17 protein-coding genes are annotated in these 19,391 nt (G+C 48.1%); 8 read left to right on the top strand and 9 right to left on the bottom strand.

Translation table 11 applies throughout. The features are described 5' to 3' along the window. Window positions 1–6: 6 nt before the first annotated feature. The 6 genes from A7983_RS12575 (at window position 7) to A7983_RS12550 (ending at window position 6,947) form a co-directional block, all read left to right on the top strand. Window positions 7–876, top strand: a complete 870-nt coding sequence (locus A7983_RS12575; protein WP_005971992.1) for a sulfurtransferase — start codon at window positions 7–9, stop codon at window positions 874–876. Window positions 877–923: 47 nt separating this feature from the next. After that, window positions 924–1,952 (top strand): Gfo/Idh/MocA family oxidoreductase, encoded by a 1,029-nt coding sequence (locus tag A7983_RS12570; RefSeq protein ID WP_005971989.1) that lies wholly within the window; start codon window positions 924–926, stop codon window positions 1,950–1,952. Between the two features lie 354 nt (window positions 1,953–2,306). Beyond that, window positions 2,307–2,720, top strand: a complete 414-nt coding sequence (locus A7983_RS12565) for a GNAT family N-acetyltransferase (protein ID WP_005971987.1) — start codon at window positions 2,307–2,309, stop codon at window positions 2,718–2,720. Window positions 2,721–2,749: 29 nt separating this feature from the next. Next, window positions 2,750–3,439, top strand: a complete 690-nt coding sequence (locus tag A7983_RS12560) for a helix-turn-helix transcriptional regulator (protein WP_005971985.1) — start codon at window positions 2,750–2,752, stop codon at window positions 3,437–3,439. A 14-nt stretch (window positions 3,440–3,453) separates the two neighbouring features. After that, window positions 3,454–4,770, top strand: coding sequence for a purine-cytosine permease family protein (locus A7983_RS12555; RefSeq protein ID WP_005971983.1), 1,317 nt, complete (start codon window positions 3,454–3,456; stop codon window positions 4,768–4,770). 308 nt (window positions 4,771–5,078) lie between these two features. Then, window positions 5,079–6,947: an Svx/AvrXca family virulence/avirulence protein gene (locus A7983_RS12550; RefSeq protein WP_005971980.1), complete on the top strand. Its 1,869-nt coding sequence runs from the start codon at window positions 5,079–5,081 to the stop codon at window positions 6,945–6,947. 127 nt (window positions 6,948–7,074) lie between these two features. Here the strand turns inward: A7983_RS12550 and azuC are convergent, their stop codons facing one another. Further along, a complete protein-coding gene (gene azuC, locus A7983_RS24875; protein WP_014914323.1) occupies window positions 7,075–7,152 on the bottom strand; it encodes a stress response protein AzuC in 78 nt (25 codons plus the stop codon). Between the two features lie 392 nt (window positions 7,153–7,544). Between azuC and A7983_RS12545 the strand changes: the two genes are divergently transcribed. Beyond that, window positions 7,545–8,738 (top strand): multidrug efflux MFS transporter, encoded by a 1,194-nt coding sequence (locus A7983_RS12545; RefSeq protein ID WP_005971978.1) that lies wholly within the window; start codon window positions 7,545–7,547, stop codon window positions 8,736–8,738. Window positions 8,739–8,881: 143 nt separating this feature from the next. Beyond that, window positions 8,882–10,243 (top strand): esterase-like activity of phytase family protein, encoded by a 1,362-nt coding sequence (locus tag A7983_RS12540; protein ID WP_005971976.1) that lies wholly within the window; start codon window positions 8,882–8,884, stop codon window positions 10,241–10,243. A gap of 183 nt (window positions 10,244–10,426) precedes the next feature. On the opposite strand, the gene A7983_RS12535 is transcribed toward A7983_RS12540, so the two are convergent. The 8 genes from A7983_RS12535 to yiaK (A7983_RS12500) all read right to left on the bottom strand — a co-directional run bounded on the left by A7983_RS12535 (window position 10,427) and on the right by yiaK (A7983_RS12500) (window position 19,388). After that, window positions 10,427–11,113 (bottom strand): GntR family transcriptional regulator, encoded by a 687-nt coding sequence (locus tag A7983_RS12535; RefSeq protein WP_005971973.1) that lies wholly within the window; start codon window positions 11,111–11,113, stop codon window positions 10,427–10,429. A 304-nt stretch (window positions 11,114–11,417) separates the two neighbouring features. Further along, on the bottom strand, window positions 11,418–12,701 hold the full coding sequence (locus tag A7983_RS12530) for a TRAP transporter large permease (RefSeq protein ID WP_005971971.1): 1,284 nt from the start codon (window positions 12,699–12,701) through the stop codon (window positions 11,418–11,420). Next, window positions 12,698–13,177 carry a TRAP transporter small permease gene (locus tag A7983_RS12525; RefSeq protein ID WP_005971968.1) on the bottom strand — a complete coding sequence of 160 codons (480 nt, stop codon included), beginning with the start codon at window positions 13,175–13,177 and terminating at the stop codon, window positions 12,698–12,700. The genes A7983_RS12530 and A7983_RS12525 overlap by 4 nt, the downstream gene beginning before the upstream one ends. Window positions 13,178–13,241: 64 nt before the next feature. Then, on the bottom strand, window positions 13,242–14,270 hold the full coding sequence (locus tag A7983_RS12520; RefSeq protein ID WP_005971965.1) for a C4-dicarboxylate TRAP transporter substrate-binding protein: 1,029 nt from the start codon (window positions 14,268–14,270) through the stop codon (window positions 13,242–13,244). A 588-nt stretch (window positions 14,271–14,858) separates the two neighbouring features. Beyond that, window positions 14,859–15,884, bottom strand: coding sequence for a 3-dehydro-L-gulonate 2-dehydrogenase (yiaK, locus tag A7983_RS12515; RefSeq protein WP_005971962.1), 1,026 nt, complete (start codon window positions 15,882–15,884; stop codon window positions 14,859–14,861). A 531-nt stretch (window positions 15,885–16,415) separates the two neighbouring features. Further along, window positions 16,416–17,888 carry a mannitol dehydrogenase family protein gene (locus tag A7983_RS12510; RefSeq protein WP_005971959.1) on the bottom strand — a complete coding sequence of 491 codons (1,473 nt, stop codon included), beginning with the start codon at window positions 17,886–17,888 and terminating at the stop codon, window positions 16,416–16,418. A gap of 7 nt (window positions 17,889–17,895) precedes the next feature. Then, the gene (locus A7983_RS12505; RefSeq protein ID WP_005971957.1) at window positions 17,896–18,366 is read right to left on the bottom strand and encodes a YhcH/YjgK/YiaL family protein; all 471 of its coding nucleotides are present in this window, start codon (window positions 18,364–18,366) and stop codon (window positions 17,896–17,898) included. Next, entirely contained in the window at window positions 18,363–19,388 is a 1,026-nt protein-coding gene (gene yiaK / locus A7983_RS12500; protein ID WP_005971955.1) for a 3-dehydro-L-gulonate 2-dehydrogenase, read from the bottom strand. Before yiaK (A7983_RS12500) ends, A7983_RS12505 begins: the two co-directional genes overlap by 4 nt. Window positions 19,389–19,391: the final 3 nt, after the last annotated feature.

Here is a 19,391-nt window from a genome sequence, read left to right as displayed (position 1 = left end):
AACATAATGAAGACGCCATATGCTAACGGGTTGGTAAGTACCAAATGGCTTGCAGCCCATCGAACCGATCCCGACATATTGATTTTTGACTGTACCACCCGTTTAGTCCCTGATGAAAAAACGCTGTACCGCGCAGAACCCGCGCGGGCGGATTTTCAGGCTGGTCACATCCCCGGCGCACAGTTTATTGATGTCCAGGCCGACCTGTCTGATAACGCCCATCGCTATAAATACATGCTTCCCACACCAGAGAGCTTCTCCGCTGCCATGACTCGCTTTGGCGTGCGTCCCGGTGTACACATTGTGGTTTATTCCAGTGCCGATCCGTGGTGGGCGACTCGCGTCTGGTGGCTGTTACGTGTTTTTGGCTTTGATAACGTCTCCGTACTGGATGGTGGATTGCAAAAATGGCGGCGTGAACACCTGCCGCTCGAAAGTGGCAAGAGCCGCTATCGCCCGGCAGGCCAGTTCGTTGCCACGCTACGTCCGCACCTCATCGCCGAGAAGAATGACGTGTTGGGTGCTATCGGTAATGAGCACATTTGCATCCTTAGTGCACGCCAACCCGCACAGTTCGCCGGCGCGGAGGGAAACAATTACGGTCGTGCAGGACGCATCACCGGTAGCCATAATCTACCCGCCGCCAGCCTGTTCGATCCCACCAGTGGAACGTATCTTCCGTTAGATCGGCTGCGCGACGCCGTTGCCACACTCAATCTCGACAATAAAAAAGTCATTGCCTATTGCGGACACGGCGTAGCAGCCAGTGCCGACGTTTTTGTCCTGACGCTACTCGGCCATCCTGATGTCGCGCTTTACGATGCCTCGCTGTCCGAATGGGCAGACGCGGACGATCTCCCGATGACCGTCGGCTAATTACGCGCGATAACTCATGATTACCGAATAACCATTGGAGAACCATTTTGATTTCTATCGGACTTATTGGTGCCGGTCGCATTGCCTCAGTGCACGCTCAACACCTGAAAAATCACCCGTTTGCACGCCTTGTTGCCGTTACCGATCCATTGACGACGCGGGCAGAGGCGATTGCCGCCGAGCATGGTGCTCGCGTATTCCCTAATGCGGAAGCACTCATTGCGGCGCATGAAATTGATGCCGTCATTATTGCATCGTCAACGGAAACGCATTGCCCGCTGATGCTGGCCGCCGTGCGAGCGGGAAAGAAGGTGTATTGCGAAAAACCGTTGGCCTCAACGCTGACAGAAGCGCATCGCACACTGATTGAACTGGGTGAGCAGCAACAGCAGGTAATGGTTGGTTTTAACCGTCGATTCGATCGTAACCATGCCGCGATACAAACGGACATTACACGGGGGCGTCTTGGTCGAGTACAAACCGTACAAATCACGTCACGCGGTCCTAACGGTATCCCTTCTCTGGAGTATCTGCGCGTTTCTGGTGGCCTGTTTTATGACAAGATGATCCACTTTTTCGATCTGGTACGCTGGTTAACGGGTGAAGAAGTCACGGATATCTCAGCCTTCGGTTCAGTCATTGCCGACCCGCTGTTTCTTGAAGCTAACGACGTGGATACTGCGATGGTGACGCTGCGCACCACCAGCGGCGCGCTTTGCCAAATCGATAACGCTCGCCGAGCCGTATATGGTTATGACGATCGCATTGAAGTATTTGGCACAGGCGGACTGGCTGAGTCATCACGCATTACCGAAGGCAGCGTCATGCGTATTTTTGATGATAAAGTCCTGACGGAAGGGTTGCCTAAAGATCCAATGATCCGCATGGCACCAAGCTACGCCGCCGCGATTCACGCCTTCACGGTATTTGTACGTAACGCGGGTACGCCAGAGGCCATTTCCGTTCCCGGCGTTTATGATGGGCTCCGCGCTCAAATGATGGCAGAAGCGGCAACGCGTGCGGCGGCAGAACGTCGTATTGTTGCACTGGCGGAAATTGAAGCTGAAGTAAACTAAAAATAAATGGTGAAAAAAGGGGGGCATGATTTATCATGCCCCCTCTGTTTTTAGCAAAAATCAAGTTTCAGGAAGATCAACAAACGAGCAACTTACTCATAAAAAACATATTTTCGATACAACCTGAATTTTATTATAATTTATTTGGTGTTTTCCCTGGTGAGGCAAACACATGTTTAATTTCTATTTTTATCACCATACGTTCAAAACATATCAGATGATGTGTTTATCATAGCGTGACATTGCAATCTAAAAACGAGTGAAACTCACCCTTGCTTAAATATATTTAATATGATAAAGAAATATTCATATTGGAAATATAATTTAGCATGCTAATAATGAGGTTTTACTGTAATGAATCTAAATATTACTGACACACCAGAGTCGGATGAAGAAGAATTTGTAATAGCAAGCCTGTGGAAACACAACGCACAGTATGATGCCGTTGATATTTCACCTCTTTTTTTAAATTTCAAAGACGATGAAGGTAACATTATTGCTGGATTAATATCCAGAACCTGGTGGGGAGCATTGGAAGTTCAATACCTTTGGGTTAGTGAAGAGTATCGTCAAAGCGGCCTTGGCCGTAAACTCATGCAAACGGCTGAAAAAGAAGCACTAAAGCGCGATTGTCATCTGGCTTATGTAGACACATTCGAATTTCAAGCCAAGGGATTCTACGAAAAATTAGGGTACAAGGAATATGGCAACCTACCGGGTTACGCGCACAAGCATACTCGACATTATTTAGCTAAACTGATCCGTTAAATTAATCCCGACCTATTAAGGAGGGCAGGATGCCATCATCACAAGAAAACATGACTGATTATATTCGCAACCTGATTATTATGATGGAGTGTTTAAATGAACCATGGGGTATTAAAGATTTATCATCGCGCCATGTTTACATGAATAAAGCCGCTTACCTTTATACCAATACGCCAATACGTTTTGATATTGAAGGACGGTTAGATGATGAATTTCCTGCCAGTTGGGCGGAGCTTTCTGATGATTTAAAAGAGCATGACAGGCTGACAGAAAATAGTGAACAGCGCGTAACCGTGATCGAAACACACTATTGGTATGGAAAGAAAACGCTGACGCCCTTCGTCAGCGAAAAGATTCCTATCTTTGATGAAAATAAGGTGTGCATTGGTACGATGTGGAATGCCAGGGCTATGGATACGCGCTCTCCACTTATTTATATAGACCATAAAAAACCGACTACGTTACAAACCGAGTTAACTACCAGTATTTTTACCCAGTCAGAACTTGACACTATATTTTTGATGTTACAGCGTTTTTCAAACAAAGAAATCGCAAGAAAAATGAACGTATCACCAAAAACTATCGAGAACAGAATATATAGCATGTATCAAAAGGCGGAGACTCATTCATTACCTCAATTTGAGGAATTTTGTCGTCATCTTGGGATTGATGGTTATATTCCCAATTCCCTGATAGAAAAAGGCATTCAATTTATATAAGAGAATATATCCACATGGAAAAAATCGATGATTATCCAGTCAGTCGCGTTCCGCTAAATGTTCGACTGCCTTTTTTAAACGTAGCGTTAGTACACATCGGTATGCTAACCGCGCTAGACCAATTTATGTTAGGCGCGGTGCTCGGCCATTCAATGACGCTAAGCCAAGCCTTTATCGCCATCTTTATTGGCAGCGCCATTTTTGGCGTGGTAACGGTGGGATTGGGCTACGCCGGGATGAAAGAAGGGATGTCCGGCAGTCTGCTTGCGCGCTGGTGCGGTTTCGGCCGTATTGGATCAGTCCTGATTGGGTTGGTTATCGCCATTAGCCTCATAGGTTGGTTCGGTGTCCAGAATGCCGTATTCGCCAAAGCACTCAACTTCTCGATGGAGAACAAGCTCGGTTTTGGCTGGTCTGCTGCCCTTTCCGGTATTGCACTAACGCTGCTGGTTGCCTTTGGATTCAGAGCATTACGTTTCACCGCCAAAATTGCCGTACCGATGTTTATTATCGTTGTCGGCTATATCTCGATCATGACGCTCTCCGGCCACAATATTGCTGAGCTGCTTGCCTCAGCTCCCAACGGCGAAGTCATTTCCATTAGCGCAGGTGCGACAATGGTGGTAGGCGGTTGCATTGTCGCCAGCTTAATTACTCCAGACATGACGCGTTATTCCCAAAAAGGAAAACACGTTTTCTGGATGACGATGCTGTCGATTATCGTCGGGGAATTTATTGTGAATGGCCTCGCCATCATTATTGCCCGCGCACTCAATACCGCAGACGTTGTGACGATCATGTCCCAGGCGGCAGGGGGTATCGGGCTGATTGCCGTTATATTTTCGACATTGAGGGTGAACGATATCAACCTTTATTCTTCCTCTTTGGGAATCGCCAACGCGATAGAAGGCGTCACGGGAAAAAAACTACGCTATGTATCAATCACACTGGTGATTGGCCTCATCGGCACCGCACTATCCGTAGCCGGTATTCTGGACCGCTTTATCGATTTTCTGACGCTATTGGGCGTGCTATTCCCACCGATTATCGGCGTGATGCTGGTTGATTATTATATTTTACGCACTCACAGAACGCTGCTCGACACCAGTCGTGCCGAAGGCAAATTACCCGACAGTGCACAAACGCCGCTGATTGGCTGGCCGGCTATTATCGCCAGCGTTGTTGGGGCCATCATCGGGTTAGCCTTTGAGTGGGGCGTGCCAGCGTTTAATTCGTTACTGGCTGCCAGCCTGTTTTATTGGATAATTAAGCGTTATACCAACAACTCTATTTATTTTAAGAAACTCGAGCATAACCAAAATTTAAAATGAAATAGGTTACGCGATAAAGTTAATCTATAATCCATATCGGCCTCTTTTCATAGAGGCCGATATTTTTTCACTTAAGTAAAATAGATCCTAAATAATTCGAGTTACATGCAGGCGGCGACGCAGTGAATCCCCAGGAGCTTACATCAGTAAGTGACTGGGGTGAACGAGGAAAGCCAACGTACAGGTAACTTGAAGTATAACGGATATAGGCCATGATGGCCTTGGGATGGGCCTTATATATAGAAGAGAAATTCACTCTCAGAAAATAATAAGGCTGATTAGCAATATTCATGCTAGGAAAAGGATTTATGCCAAAGATGAAAACACTTCTCACGCCGATAAACTGTTTACTCGTTTTAAGCGGCGCATTGATGGTCAATACGGCAAACGCCGCTGAAGCTTGCGTCGCAGGTAATTGGCAGGTAAATAGTTCCATCACCGATATGCCTTCCGTGAAATACCAGACTGAGCACTTTGCCTTCCGCTGGAATAATAACGACGTTAATCGTAATGACGCGGTTGCCGCCGGGCAGAAACTGGAACAAATTTGGGATAAGTTCATTAACCAAATTCAGTACCCCGAGCCTTACTGCAAGCAAACCGTAAAATATAAAGCCAATATTCACATCGATCCTACTTTTGGCCTCAGCGGCGGTATTGCTGGCGGTGGCAGCATGGGAATGTGGATCGGCCCCGCTTCACTGAAGGATAACTGGGGGCTGGCGCATGAATTTACCCATGCGTTACAAGGCCAAACCGGTGGTTTTCAGGGTTCGGGCGGGGCAGACTACGTTGGCTGGATTTGGGAATCCCATGCGAACTGGATGACGCACCAGATGGATGAATTCCGCGGTACGTCTGCACACTGTTCGGAAATGCAGGTCAACTATTCGCATATTTATCTCGGCTCAACCCGTAACCGTTACTGCAACTGGCAGTTTATGGAATACCTGAAAAACCGCTTTGGCTATGGCGTTATCAACGATATGTGGTCAAAAGCGCCGAAAGGGGGCGAAAGCGGTCAGGCTACTGCCGATCCATTGTCCGTTCTGCGTACCAACATGGCGTGGAGCCAGTCTGAATTCAACGATATCTTCGGCGACTGGGCAATGCACAACGTCAACTGGGATTACGTCGATCCAGATGGTTTCGACCGTGGTCGTTTTTATCGTTCAACCTACGGCAGCTATGGTGCGGTACAACCTAACCAGAGCAACGCCGACCGCCTGTTGAGAACGACAGCGCTTGAGCCGGTTGTCGGTGCCAGCACCAACCTTCGACGCTTCTCTGTACCGTTCGATCAGGCTCCACAGCAGTTGGGCTACAACATCGTCCGGTTAATCCCTGAAAGTGGTGCGACGAAAATCACCGTCAAATTCCGTGGCATGGTGCAAAGTAAATCGGCCATTACCCGTTTCCCTGGGCTGAAAAACGATCCGGCAACCATGCCGCAGCCGAATTCCGACTGGCGCTGGGGTATTGTTGCGATTGGCTCAGACGGCGTTTCACGTTACAGCGAATTGCAGCGGGGCGCATCGGCTACGCTGAAAAACTTCACTATCCGACAGGACGATCGCGGCATTTACATGGTAGTGATGGGTACACCGTCGCAAATGCAGAAGATCAAGTGGGATCAAGCTTACTACTCCCTTTACCGCTATCCGTGGATGGCTGATTTCACTGGCGTTTGGCCAGAAGGCAGCCAACCCGGTGCACCGAATCCAACCGCCAACGGCTCTCGCCATCCAAACGGCGGCGGCTGGGTAGCTAACTCCGCCAATGTCGCCCCTACCGCATACGTCGGGCCTTATGCACGCGTGATCGGCGGTACGGTGAGGGATAACGCCAGAATTGAAGATCGTGCAACGATTCTGAGCGGAACGGTGGAAGGACGTGCCGTTGTTAGCGGCCTGACCGTAATGCAGGGTGATACTATCGTCCGTGATAATGCACGGCTGCATACGGTCTTCATGGGGCCGGGAGCCTATGAACGCGGCATTGTGTTGTCAGGCAATGCGCAAATGCGCGGGGACGCGGAAATTCGCGGCGTTTCCGCGTCGCAAGGCGTGTTCTATGGCTTTATTGATGAAGAGGAAGTCAAAAGCAGCGCAGCCGGTGCTTACCTGACCGACGCCGTGCCAGAAGTGACGGCGGTTCCGGTCTACAGCACAAAATAGGATAACCACGAAAAGGTATGGGGCTAGCTCAGAACCACGTTACGTTGGTTCTCAAAATAAGTCGGCCCCATAAATAAACAGGCCGCCAATATGGCGGCCTGTTTCATGCGATGCATAGCACAGATTCTTAGAACAGTGCGCCAGGCGGCACGTCTTTATAAGTATTCAGGTAAGCCGCCAGCATTTTTTTAAAGAAGTTACGCACTTTTTTCACCTTGTTTTTACTTAACTTATTGTTTAACTAAGCAATAGCTTTAATCACGCGATGGAATAACGGTTCTCTTAATGGCGATGCTTTGCCTTATGTCGAAGAATTCTACAACGCCTGCTTAGCAAAAGCACATTTTTTGTGACGTGAATCACAAAATTATATTTACCCGCACCAACTCCCTGCCATGCTGATTTTCTTTTGTTGCGAATCATTACTCTTAGTGACCAATACGCTACGGGCTATGCTATGCTCATGATGAAAGACGAAATTTTAGTCACATCTCGTTATTAATTGAGCGCTATTTACTGTCCGTTAGCCCATTTTTCACGCACGGTCACCACGATTTCGCTATTGGTTATTCGCTGATGAAGGCCCCTTCCGTCCACATGGAAACCTGGAAACTTAACCTCTTCTCTGCCTGGCTGGGATGCTTTTTCACCGGGTTGGCCATGAGCCAGATACTGCCCTTCTTGCCGCTGTACATTGAGCAGCTCGGTGTTAATTCACACGAATCGCTGAGCCTGTGGTCTGGTTTGATCTTCAGTTCGTCTTTTCTCATTTCTGCCGCTGTGGCACCACTGTGGGGAAGCCTCGCCGACCGTAAAGGCCGCAAGCTCATGCTGCTGCGCGCCGCACTCGGTATGGCGATCGTGATGTCGTTGCAAGGGTTGGCGACCAACGTGTGGCAGTTGTTCATCCTGCGTTCGTTAATGGGGCTGACCTCCGGCTACATTCCTAACGCGATGGCGCTGATCGCCTCGCAGGTTCCGCGTGAAAAAAGCGGTTGGGCGCTGGGTATGCTATCAACCGGGCAGATCGCTGGTGTCATCCTCGGCCCTTTATTTGGCGGCTTTATGGCCGATTACATCGGGCTACGCATCGTCTTTTTCATCACTGGCGGCCTGCTGTTTACCAGTTTCCTGATTACGCTTTTCGCGATTAAAGAGAGCGTGGTTAAGGTCACAAAAGAGAATCGGCTCAGCGGGAAAGCCGTTTTTGCTTCGCTGCCTTATCCAACGCTCATCATCTGCCTGTTCATTACGACGATGATGATCCAAATGGCAAACGGCTCCATCAGCCCCATTCTCACCTTGTTTATCCGCGATCTGGCTCCCGGTACGGACAATATTGCCTTTATCAGCGGCGTGATTGCCGCCATTCCCGGCGTATCCGCGCTGCTATCGGCACCGCGTCTTGGCCGCTTAGGTGACCGGATTGGCGCACATCGCGTCCTGATCGCCGCGCTGGCGATCAGCGTGCTGCTATTCTTGGTTATGGCAATGGTACAGAGTCCGACACAGCTTGGCATTCTGCGCTTCATGCTGGGCTTTGCCGATGGCGCACTGATGCCAACCGTGCAGGCGCTATTAGTCAAATACAGCAGCCAGCAGGTAACAGGCCGTATCTTTGGCTATAACCAGTCATTCATGTACCTGGGCAACGTGTTGGGGCCGCTGATGGGCTCCGGCGTGTCCGCACTGATGGGGTTCCGCTGGGTGTTCGTCGTCACCGCTTTTCTGGTGCTATGCAACACGCTGCAACTCTTTTTCGTCTTCAGGAAACCCAGGGGAAAAGGATAACTCCCCCCTCCCTAAGCAACGATATGCCATAAAAATCGCATCTTTCCTTGCAAAATCAGGAGTGCGATCACAGAACTGACATATCTATTATCTATGCTCCGACGATACTTCTGTCAAATCGACTCATATCAAAAGAGCCCCCCATGAAACATACATTGTTAGCACTGCTGGTTGCCGGATTTCTGCCGTTCAGCGCGCAAGCCGAAGGAGAAAGCGTAACGCGCTATATCGTTACCTTCCCGGCTGGCGATCATGTCCCGTATCAGGGAAAATTCGCCAAAGACTTTCCCAACGGCCTGCCGGTTGGTATTGGCTCTGGCCTCTATTTCACGGGCAAACAGGGAGATGACCTGATGTTCACCACCGTCACCGATCGCGGCCCAAATGCCGATGCACCGCTGTCTGACGGAAAAGAGGCCAAGATCTTCGCTAGCCCCGACTTTGCACCGCTAATTATGGATATTCGGGTTAGCGCGAAAGCCGCCGAAGCCATTAATCCTCGATCGCTGCACGATGCTGAGGGCAATATCACTGGCCTGCCCCTGCCTGCGGATTTTATCGGCACCACCAACGAAGTCGCACTGAACGACGCGCTACAACCGCTCAGCACCAGCCAGCGCGGGCTGGACACCGAAGGGATCACGCCGGATGGCAAGGGCGGTTTCTGGCTGTGTGACGAATACGGCCCTTTCCTGATCCATATTGATGCCAGCGGGAAAATCCTGCAAAAATTCGGGCCGACGCCTACGGGTAATGAACACTCTGTTGCCAGCGGCTTACCAAATATCATCAAATGGCGTCAGCCGAATCGCGGTTTTGAAGGCCTGACTCGCCTGCCGGACGGCACCATCGTCATGGCCGTGCAAAGTACATTGGATATCGATGGTAAAAGCAAAAACAAAGCGCAGTTTACGCGTCTGGTGATGTTTAACCCGGAAACGCAAACCAGTCGTATGCTGGGTTATCCCATCAACATCGACAGCTATAAGAAAGCGAAAGATGCCAAGATCGGCGATATCGTCGCACTGGATAATCAGCGCATTCTGCTGGTCGAGCAAGGTGCGGATAAAGACAAGCAGATGCAGAACCGCATCTATCTGGTCGATCTCAGTAAGGCGAGCGATCTGACGCCGTTCGATGCCGAGGGGAAATCACCAGAATTTGACGATCCCGCGCAGTTGGAAAAACGCGGCATTACGCTGGCGCACAAGCAGGAGTTAGTTAACCTGCGTAAGCTCGGCTGGCAGCAGGAGAAAGTGGAAGGCCTGGCGCTAGTTGATAAGCAAACGCTAGCCGTCATCAATGACAACGATTTTGGCCTGCAATCCGTGCTGCACTCTCCCGTGAAGGAAAAAGATAAGGCGGACGACTATCAGGCGACGGCCGACGGCAAACTTACGCGAGATGGCAAGGCGGTCGAGACAACATTAGCAATCAAACCATTGCAGAAGCCAGAAGCCGACAACGAGCTGTGGTTGATTCATCTGGCACAGCCGCTGAAATAGCTTTATACCCGTCATTCTTCAAGCTGCATATGCGTTGGCTTTCCTCACTCACCCCAGTCACTTACTTATGTAAGCTCCTGGGGATTCACTGCGTCGCCGCCTTCATGCAACTCAAATTATTTAGGGTATACCAATGAAATAGCTTGTCTAAAGGATCGAAGTGGAAGCCCTTCTTCAACGCGCTCAGGCGTGCTCGAACCAGTCGCTATTCTGTTGTGCGATCGGCGTGATTGAATAGATCATTTCCTGCAAGTGTTCACGAATCGCTTTTTCCGCCGCATCGGGGTCATGCGCTTTCAGAGCGTTAAAAATCAGGTAGTGCTGTTGGATCAGGCTTGGCGGGGGAGATACCTGACTCAGGCTGAGAAAACGCACGCGGTCCATCGTCGCTTTGATCGACTCGATGGTTTCCCACGCCAGCGGACAGTTGGCAACCTGTGTCAGAAGCTGATGGAAGCTGTCATCGAGGCTAAGAAACTCACGCACCTGTTCATTCTGCGCGGCCAGTTCCTGACGGCGTAAGTTGTGCTCTAGCGTTAGTAGTTGTTCATCCGTCACCATTTCGGCTGCCCGGCGCACAATGGCACATTCCAACGCCTGACGGATAAAACGGGCCTCCGCCACGCGCTGCTCGGAGATCTTCATCACAAACGTACCGCGCTGCGGCATGATCTGCACCAACCCGGCTTCGGCCAGCTTGATAAAAGCCTCTCTGACTGGCTGGCGGGAAACATCAAAACGCACAGAAATTTCTTTTTCAGACAGCAACTTGCCCGGTGGAATATTGCATTCCACAATGTCTTTGCGCAGTACGCGATATATTTGCTGGTTTACTGGTTCATTGTTGTTGATTTGAAAAGACGTATCCATGCCACTGTGTTTACCCAAGAAATTTACCGTTTATGATACATGTTAATTCAGGACTATACCCGCCATACTTACTGCCTGCCATACTAACCTGCTATACACCAAACTGCACATTCGCTAGCTTCTCTCATCCCCCCACCCACACCAGTCAGTGGGAGGATAATGAGAAACAGAATACCTCTTGCCGGGAGTCAGTCGTTCCCTAAACGCGTTTCGTTTAACTGCTACCGACATTCGGCTTGCTTAGCGCATACCTCATATTTAAAAATACATCATTAAACACCAATAACACGATGGCGTGAGTCAATTACGGCATGAGCAAATTAGGCAAGAACATTACCGTTTGCGGGAAGATAAATAATACCGCGACGAAAACGATGAACGCCAATAAGTAGGGTACTGAAGCTTTCATAAAATCAACGGTATCACATTTTAGAATCCCACAGACCGTGTACATACAAATACCAACTGGCGGCGTATTCGCTCCCAATAACGTTAAGGTAATGAACATGATTCCGAAATGAATAGGGTCATAACCTATTTCTGTCACAATAGGCAATAATATTGGGGTCAGCAATAGAACCAGGGGACTGGCATCCAAAACCATACCAATGACGAGCACCAAAGCAAAAATCAGTAGCATGATACCTGTCGGGCTTTCTGTAAACTCAGTAATGAACTCAGTCATTGTCTGGGGCAACTGGTCCAACACGCTGATATGCCCCAAAATAAAGGCAGCCATAACCAAGAGCATGACAATACCAAGATCGCTTAGCGTTTCAGTCAGCGTATCAAGCATCCCTTGCCAAGTTAGTTCTTTATAAACCAAACCACCAATAATAATGGCGTAGAGAACAATAAATGCCCCTGCTTCTGAAGTAGTAAACAGTCCTAAACGAATCACTACAATGAGAATAACGGGGAACATCAGCGCCCAAAAACCGCGGCGAAAGCTCACCATAACCTCTTTGAACGTCGGCTTTGACAACATTTCTGGTTGGATTTTCATACGACGAGCCATGATGTAATTCGTTATCATCAGGGTTATCGTCAGCAAAAAGCCTGGAATAATGCCCGCAAGGAATAATTTACCAATAGAAACGTTCCCCACAAATCCAAATAAAATTAACAAGATACTTGGGGGTAACGTAGCCGTGATCAATGACGCAAAAGCGATAACAACTGCCGTATAAGCCCGTGGATAGCCCCGATCGATCATAGAGAACCCGAGCATACGCGACTGCATGGACGCATCAGCAACCGCCGAACCGGCAACCCCGCCCATCAGCATCGCGAGCAATACGTTAATTTGCGCCAGTCCACCAATCATCCAGCCGGTCAGTAGACGAGCAAAATCTAATAAACGCTCAGTAATACCTGTTCGTGTCAGTAAATTTCCAACCAGGATAAACAGAGGAACTGCAATCATCGGAAATGACTGTGTCGGCGCTGCAAACTTTTGAAAAGCGATACCAAGCGGTAGAAAATCTGACGTAAAGAAATAGGCCAAACTTGATAGGGCAATAACAAATCCTACAGGCATGCCCATCAACATAAAAACAATAAATAATACACCGGTCAACCATATCATAGTAAATCACCTCTAACAGATAATGCTCGACTGGATTTAACTTTATCAATCAGTTGCTCAACACAGGTAAACATTATTAACAAACATCCTGTCGGAACTGCTGCACTTAAGAAAACATGGTTCATCTCGGAAATAGGTAATACATGGGCTCGAGTATCCCAGGCAAAAAGATACCCGGAGTAAGTCCCAAAGCAAAGAAATGATATAATCAAAATCCTATTAATATAATCTATTGCACTTTGTAATTTTTCAGGCAACCGCTTCAATAGAAAGTCAATTCCCATATTGCGTTGACTGGCTTGAGAATAATGGATAGCGAACATACTTACCCAAGCGAATAAAACCATGGATATCTCTATAGACCAAATCAGTGGATACCCCACTGCTCGTCCAATAGCCGCAACCAAAATAAGTATCACCATGATGATAAACATAATTTTTGCAATGGCTATTTCTATTTTAATCAGTGTTTTCATCTGCAATATCTCACACAACGCCCCGCCATAAAGGCGGGAGCGGCACAGAGGTAATTAAGCTAATTTATTGGGTACCCAACGCGGCTTTCAAACTATCACGCGCGGATTCTAATCCAAGTTTAGCGGGTGTATTAGCACAGGCGGTAATAAAAGGACTGAGATCGATCTCTTCCACTTTAGCACCGCTTTTTGTCATTTTTTCTAAAACGATATTACTTTGCTCTATAATTTTTTGGGATGCGAATGCGCCTGCATTATAAGATTCCTCATGAAGAATCTTCTGATATTCTTCGGGAAGTTGGCTAAACCATTTACTGCCAACAATAATTGACGTCATTAAGTGGTAGTGATTGGTTTTAGTAATATATTTAGCCACCTCATTGAGCTTAGAACCGTATAACGCCGTTGGGTGCGCTTCGGCGGCATCCACTACACCTGTCTGAATGGCAGAATAAACTTCGGACCACGCCATAGGTGTTGGTGAGGCTCCCATACAGTTGATTGTTTCGATAACGATAGGGGCATCAGGTACTCTTACTCTGACACCTTTTAAATCAGCCGGCTGCGTGAAAGGTTTTTTCGTAATCATCATACGAGAACCTTGATACCAGTTGAATGAAAGGCTGACCAAACCTGATTTATCCTGTAACTGTGATTCCCATCCTTTAAATAGGGGAGTTGCGACAAATTTTGAGGCTTGCTCATAATCTGACAATAAGAAGGGTGCATTTAGTATTGCCAACTCTGGCACAAATTGCGCCAGCCTACCGCCATCGGTAAGAACGCCAACATTGCTTCCTACCTGAGCCTGCTGAATCAACTCCCCATCAGCCCCCAATTGACCACTTGGGAATAACCGCACTCGCACTTTTTTATCCGTGCGTTTTTCAACATTTTTCTTAAATTCTTTAAATCCTGCATAAATAGGATCGTCTGGCGCTAACGCAGTGCTCAAGTTGAAATCATAGGTTTTAGCAGCAACAGGAGATAAGGCAAAAAGAGAAAGCAATGAAGCAAGTGCTATTTTTCTACCTATCCCCGATGTTAGAACATAAAAATATTTCATTTCGAAACTTAAGGTATATTTTGACATATCTCTCTATTCTCCAAAGGAAAAGTTACGCATGTAAAAATACCAGCCCTGCTATTTTTAACATATCGATGGGTAAAATATTTTTCCGCCAAGGCATTAGAAAAATAACTCCCCGAGTCTTAATTAATGTTTGTTCATCCTTAAATATCAGTTGGTTAAATTTCACTTATCAATCAAACTTAACTTATGCTTCATTCATAATCACACTATGCCATTAATAATAAAAAAACACTGCACACCATTACCATACAAGTAAGCGCCGTTTTTTATCGCCACGTAATTATTTTGCGATGTTTATCACAAAGACTTAAATTATGTTAAAATCTGAATGTAATAATAAGCCCATCACTTTCCTATTAGGATTTAAGTGAAGGAGATGAGAAAATTTGGTTCATAAAATCAACGTTTAATGTTGTCATTCAATAATAACGAAATATCATATTACTGAACCTCTCTTTTTAATTTATAAGCTCAAGCGGCACTTTCGCCACAACCTTGCGGACGGACTGTGTAATCGAACTAAAACCTTATAGATTGCCTCAGGTAATTCAGCACGGCTTCTATCGAGTTGCAGAATATTACCAACGATCAGTTATTCACCTCTTGCGCCAGCTTAACGACTTCAGCCCATACCCCATCATCAACGGGAATGCCTTTGACAAGGTTTTCTTTTCGATTTTTAGCTGAATTTTCTCCGGGGTAATAAACTTCGTTTTTACCTTCTGCCGGCATTGATGACTTAACGTAATCTGCCACACTATCAGCCATGCGATCGCTAAATTCACAGCCGCCAAGTTGGGCGGGATCGAAAACAATAAAAATCTGGCTGGCTCCGGTACAACTGCCTTTACCAATGTTATCGATCTCATTTGTCGGGTGACCCGCAGACAATAACGCCGCCATCGCATCTAACAAAACTGCCATCCCAGAACCTTTCCAGTATCCGGTAGGGAGGATGCGCATAGATTGTTCAATGGGTCCCGGCTCATCGGTTAAATGTCCTTGCTGATCGAAACCACCGGGGAATGGCAAACGTTCATTTTTAAGCCGCGTAACCTGCAATTTGCCGTATGAATATTGCGACATGGCCATATCTAATACGATCGGCCCTTTTTCTCTCGGCACAGCCATGACAAAAGGGTTATTGCCTAAGCGGGTATTTTTTGCTCCCCACGCAGGCATACACGATTCTGTATTCGTCCAACAAATTGCGGCAAGACCTTTTTCCGCGGCTTTCCAACCGTATGCTCCGCCGCGCATCCAGTGCGTGGTATTACGTAAAGCAACAACCCCTATGCCATTTTCACGCGCTATCTCCGCCGCTTTTTCAACCGCAAACAAAGCGTTAGTGATACCAATCCCCTGGTTACCATCATAGATCTCCATCACGCCCAATGACTTAACCTGAGTAGGCTCAGCTTGAATATCGATCCAACCTTTTTTGACGTAGTCAATAAACCGAGATACGCGATTTAAGCCATGCGAGTAGACGCCATCACAACTGGACTCCGTGTGAATTTGCGCGCAAACATCTGCTTTTTGCTCACTTAATCCCGCATTCAGGAATGCATTCTTTACTGTCGCTTTCATGACATCAAAACTAATTCTTTGCATATTTTTTATCTCACTCTGCAGACCAACATGCCACGATGAACATCACCATGACTGGATAGCTAAAACCACGTGGCAACAAGCTCTCGGGCTTTGTTCGAGTTTACTTATCGCTTTTTCTCCCTGAGAACGCGTTTCACGTAACTTACCCTTCCTAACAGACAACTTTGCTAACGCCTACTACCATACAAGTACAGCAATATTGATAACTTGAATCGCCTCACAATTATTAACATTTGCAACATTTATCTAAAGCTCAAGGCGGAGCAGAAATACATCAAAAGGGTGACATTCGGGGGTAAAAAAGATGAGGCCACAGCAAACAGAGGAAACCACGCCGGACTGGTTGTTCGGCAATAAATCGATTTACGGCGAATTTTCCGCCAGTGTTACAGGCTTAACATGGCAAGTGTCATGGTGACCGCAATCATGGCGAGGAGGAATAGAGATAAGTAGAGCAAGGGAGTAAACATTCCCCTTGCCCTACATGGTCGCGATAGCCAACGTATTCAGCGGCTACCGCATTTTTTACGGTTACCAGACTGCCGCTTGCAACATCTCCTTCACGCCTTTTTCTAACAGCGCCAGATAATGCTGCGTTACCGCCTCTACAAAGACAGGGTCCTTCGGTAAATCCTCACCGAAAATCGCCGTCAGCGTCAGCAGCGCCGCAACTCGGCTTTCCCCTTCCATACTGTTTTGCACCGTTTCAGCGATCGCCTCTTTCAGCGGATCGCTGATTTCAATCGGTTGCCCCTGTTCATCGATACCGCCGACATAGCGCATCCACCCCGCCACACCGAGCGACAGCGCATCAAAACGGCTACCCTGTGCCAAATGCCAGCGGATCGAATCCAGCATCCGCTGCGGCAGCTTTTGCGAACCGTCCATCGCAATCTGCCAGGTGCGGTGTTTTAGCGCCCGGTTGCGATAGCGATCCAGCAGCGCATCCGCATAGGCGGCGAGATCGACCCCCTGTGTACGCAGCGTCGGTGCCTGTTCACGCAGCATTAGGTGGTGTGCCGCCGCGACCAGCGCATCATCCTGCATGCACTCGCTGATGTGTTGATAGCCAGCGAGATAGCCGAGATACGCGAGGAACGAGTGGCTGCCGTTGAGCATACGCAACTTCATTTCCTCAAACGGCAGCACGTCCTGCACCAGCTCCGCACCCGTTTTTTCCCATGCGGGACGGCCGTTAACAAAGTTATCCTCAATCACCCACTGGAAGAACGGCTCACAGGCGACTCCAGCCGGATCGGCAACGCCGAGTTGTACTTGGATCGTCTCCAGCGTTTCTTCGGTAATGGCGGGCACAATCCGGTCCACCATGGTGGAGGGAAAGGTGACGTGCTGTTCAATCCAGCGCGCCAGTTCGACATCCTGCTTCTCGGCCAACTGTACGATAACGTTGCGCGTAACGTGTCCGTTCTCTGGCATATTGTCGCAGGACATCACGCTGAATGCCGGTAGCTGACGTTCCCGTCTGCGTTTGATGGCAGCTAGAATCACACCGGGCAGGGAGCGTGGTTCTGCGGGTAACGCCAGATCGTGGCAAATCAGCGGATGTTCACTATTCAACTGCCCCGTCGCCGGATGGTGGCAATAGCCTTTCTCCGTTACGGTAATCGACACGATGGAGATATCCGGCGCGCTTAACGCCTCCAGCACCGCCTCGATACCCTCGACTTCCGCATGCAGTGCGCACGTCGCCACGCCGATGACCCGGCTATTCCAGCCACTGTCCGCCATTTCGGAAACCGACCACAGCAAATCCTGCTGACGAATGGCCTCGATCTGCTGCTCACCACCGATCAGGTTAATTTCGCAATAACCCCAATCGCTGCCCTGCTCCGCCGCCAGTTTATCGGCGCAGACTGCCTGGTGCGCCCGGTGGAATGCGCCAAAGCCAATATGCGCAATACGTGTTTTTAGCTGTGAACGTGCATAAGTGGGGACGAGCGTTCCCGGTTTTACGTTCAGTAATGTTTTCAATGAAAGTGCCATCGTTTCCTCACTGCCCTGTTAGTAGGTAGAGAGGGACTTTAGCCACAATTTTACGGACTTTTTTCGGCGCATCGGTCTGGCATAATGGTGCGTGAATATCCCACGGGAAAAGCACGACAAAATCACCTTTCTTCAGCAATAAACGCTGTTCACTGCCCGTTTTTCCCTGATAGAAAAAATTATCCTGCTCAGGATGTGGATCAGCAGCAATATGCTGAAGCACAGGCTGATATTCCAAGTATTCCTCACCTGAAATCACAAACTGCACATCAATGTTTTCAACATGCGTCTCTGCAATTCTTTTCTCTGAAGGTACCGTTTCCGCATGAAACGTTTTATAAACGACATCGCCCTCTTTTTTTTCTCCATCAGGGTGGCAATCAAGATCCCATTGACTGATAGTGCTGAGCGTTTCGTAAATAGCAGGCGGGAATTCCCATCTGCTCGCCTCTAATTGGGCGATATTACCGACAATCATTTTACGGTCCCCTCAGCCAGAGAAACCACTTCCGCCCAAACGCCGTCGTCAACCGGAATACCCTGAGAAGTATTCTCATTGCGAGTTTTCACTTCCAACTCACCAGGATAGTAAACAGCGGTTTGCCCTTCAGCGGGTTCGGAACTTTTTACATACTCCGCAACGCTATCTGCCATTTGATTATTAAAATCGCTACCGCCCAACTGGGTAGGATCAAACACCATGAATATTTGGCTCGCCCCGGTACAGCTTCCCTTCTCAATCTTGTCAATAGCATTGGTTGGTGATCCAGCAGAAAGCAATGCTGCCATCGCATCCAACAACACCGCCATACCAGAACCTTTCCAGTAGCCAGTTGGTAGAATACGCATGGATTCTTCAATCGGGCCTGGCTCACTCGTTAGATTACCATCTTTGTCATAACCGCCTGGGAAGGGGAGTTTCTCTCCTTTCAAACGAGTGACTTGCAGCTTACCGTAAGCATACTGTGACATTGCCATGTCCAGCACTACTGCACCTTTTTCACGCGGTACAGCCATAACAAATGGGTTGTTGCCTAAACGCGGGTTTTTAGCCCCCCAAGCTGGCATACAAGCTTCCGTGTTAGTCCAACAGATAGCGGCAAGACCTTTTTCTGCTGCTTTCCAGCCATAGGTACCACCACGCATCCAGTGTGTTGTATTACGCAGAGCAACAATACCTACACCATTTTTACGGGCAATTTCCGTTGCCTGTTCAATAGCGAAAAGCGCATTCGTGATACCAACCCCACGCTGGCCATCATAAATTTCTATTACACCTAATGACTTAACCAATTCTGGCTCTGCGTTAATATCAACCCAACCTTTCTCAACATAATCAACAAAACGCGCAACACGGTTTAAGCCATGTGAGTAAATACCATCACAACTGGACTCAGTGTGGATTTGTGCACAAATATCGGCTTTAGCATCATTCAAACCTGCATTTAACAGCGCTTGCTTTACAGTTGCTTTCATTACGTCAAATTTAATTCTTTGCATAAT

The organism is Pectobacterium wasabiae CFBP 3304 (assembly GCF_001742185.1).
Taxonomy (GTDB): Bacteria; Pseudomonadota; Gammaproteobacteria; order Enterobacterales; family Enterobacteriaceae; genus Pectobacterium; species Pectobacterium wasabiae.
The sequence above is the reverse complement of the archived record's forward strand: the minus strand, read 5'-3'. Positions and strand labels throughout refer to the sequence as shown.

Excerpts from the sequence above, each read along its gene's own strand:
- A7983_RS12575 (WP_005971992.1), top strand. The coding sequence starts at position 7 with ATGAAGACGCCATATGCTAACGGGTTGGTAAGTACCAAATGGCTTGCA.
- A7983_RS12565 (WP_005971987.1), top strand. The coding sequence starts at position 2,307 with ATGAATCTAAATATTACTGACACACCAGAGTCGGATGAAGAAGAATTT.
- A7983_RS12560 (WP_005971985.1), top strand. The coding sequence starts at position 2,750 with ATGCCATCATCACAAGAAAACATGACTGATTATATTCGCAACCTGATT.
- A7983_RS12555 (WP_005971983.1), top strand. The coding sequence starts at position 3,454 with ATGGAAAAAATCGATGATTATCCAGTCAGTCGCGTTCCGCTAAATGTT.
- A7983_RS12550 (WP_005971980.1), top strand. The coding sequence starts at position 5,079 with ATGCCAAAGATGAAAACACTTCTCACGCCGATAAACTGTTTACTCGTT.
- A7983_RS12545 (WP_005971978.1), top strand. The coding sequence starts at position 7,545 with ATGGAAACCTGGAAACTTAACCTCTTCTCTGCCTGGCTGGGATGCTTT.
- A7983_RS12540 (WP_005971976.1), top strand. The coding sequence starts at position 8,882 with ATGAAACATACATTGTTAGCACTGCTGGTTGCCGGATTTCTGCCGTTC.
- A7983_RS12535 (WP_005971973.1), bottom strand. The coding sequence starts at position 11,113 with ATGGATACGTCTTTTCAAATCAACAACAATGAACCAGTAAACCAGCAA.
- A7983_RS12530 (WP_005971971.1), bottom strand. The coding sequence starts at position 12,701 with ATGATATGGTTGACCGGTGTATTATTTATTGTTTTTATGTTGATGGGC.
- A7983_RS12525 (WP_005971968.1), bottom strand. The coding sequence starts at position 13,177 with ATGAAAACACTGATTAAAATAGAAATAGCCATTGCAAAAATTATGTTT.
- A7983_RS12520 (WP_005971965.1), bottom strand. The coding sequence starts at position 14,270 with ATGTCAAAATATACCTTAAGTTTCGAAATGAAATATTTTTATGTTCTA.
- yiaK (WP_005971962.1), bottom strand. The coding sequence starts at position 15,884 with ATGCAAAGAATTAGTTTTGATGTCATGAAAGCGACAGTAAAGAATGCA.
- A7983_RS12510 (WP_005971959.1), bottom strand. The coding sequence starts at position 17,888 with ATGGCACTTTCATTGAAAACATTACTGAACGTAAAACCGGGAACGCTC.
- A7983_RS12505 (WP_005971957.1), bottom strand. The coding sequence starts at position 18,366 with ATGATTGTCGGTAATATCGCCCAATTAGAGGCGAGCAGATGGGAATTC.
- yiaK (WP_005971955.1), bottom strand. The coding sequence starts at position 19,388 with ATGCAAAGAATTAAATTTGACGTAATGAAAGCAACTGTAAAGCAAGCG.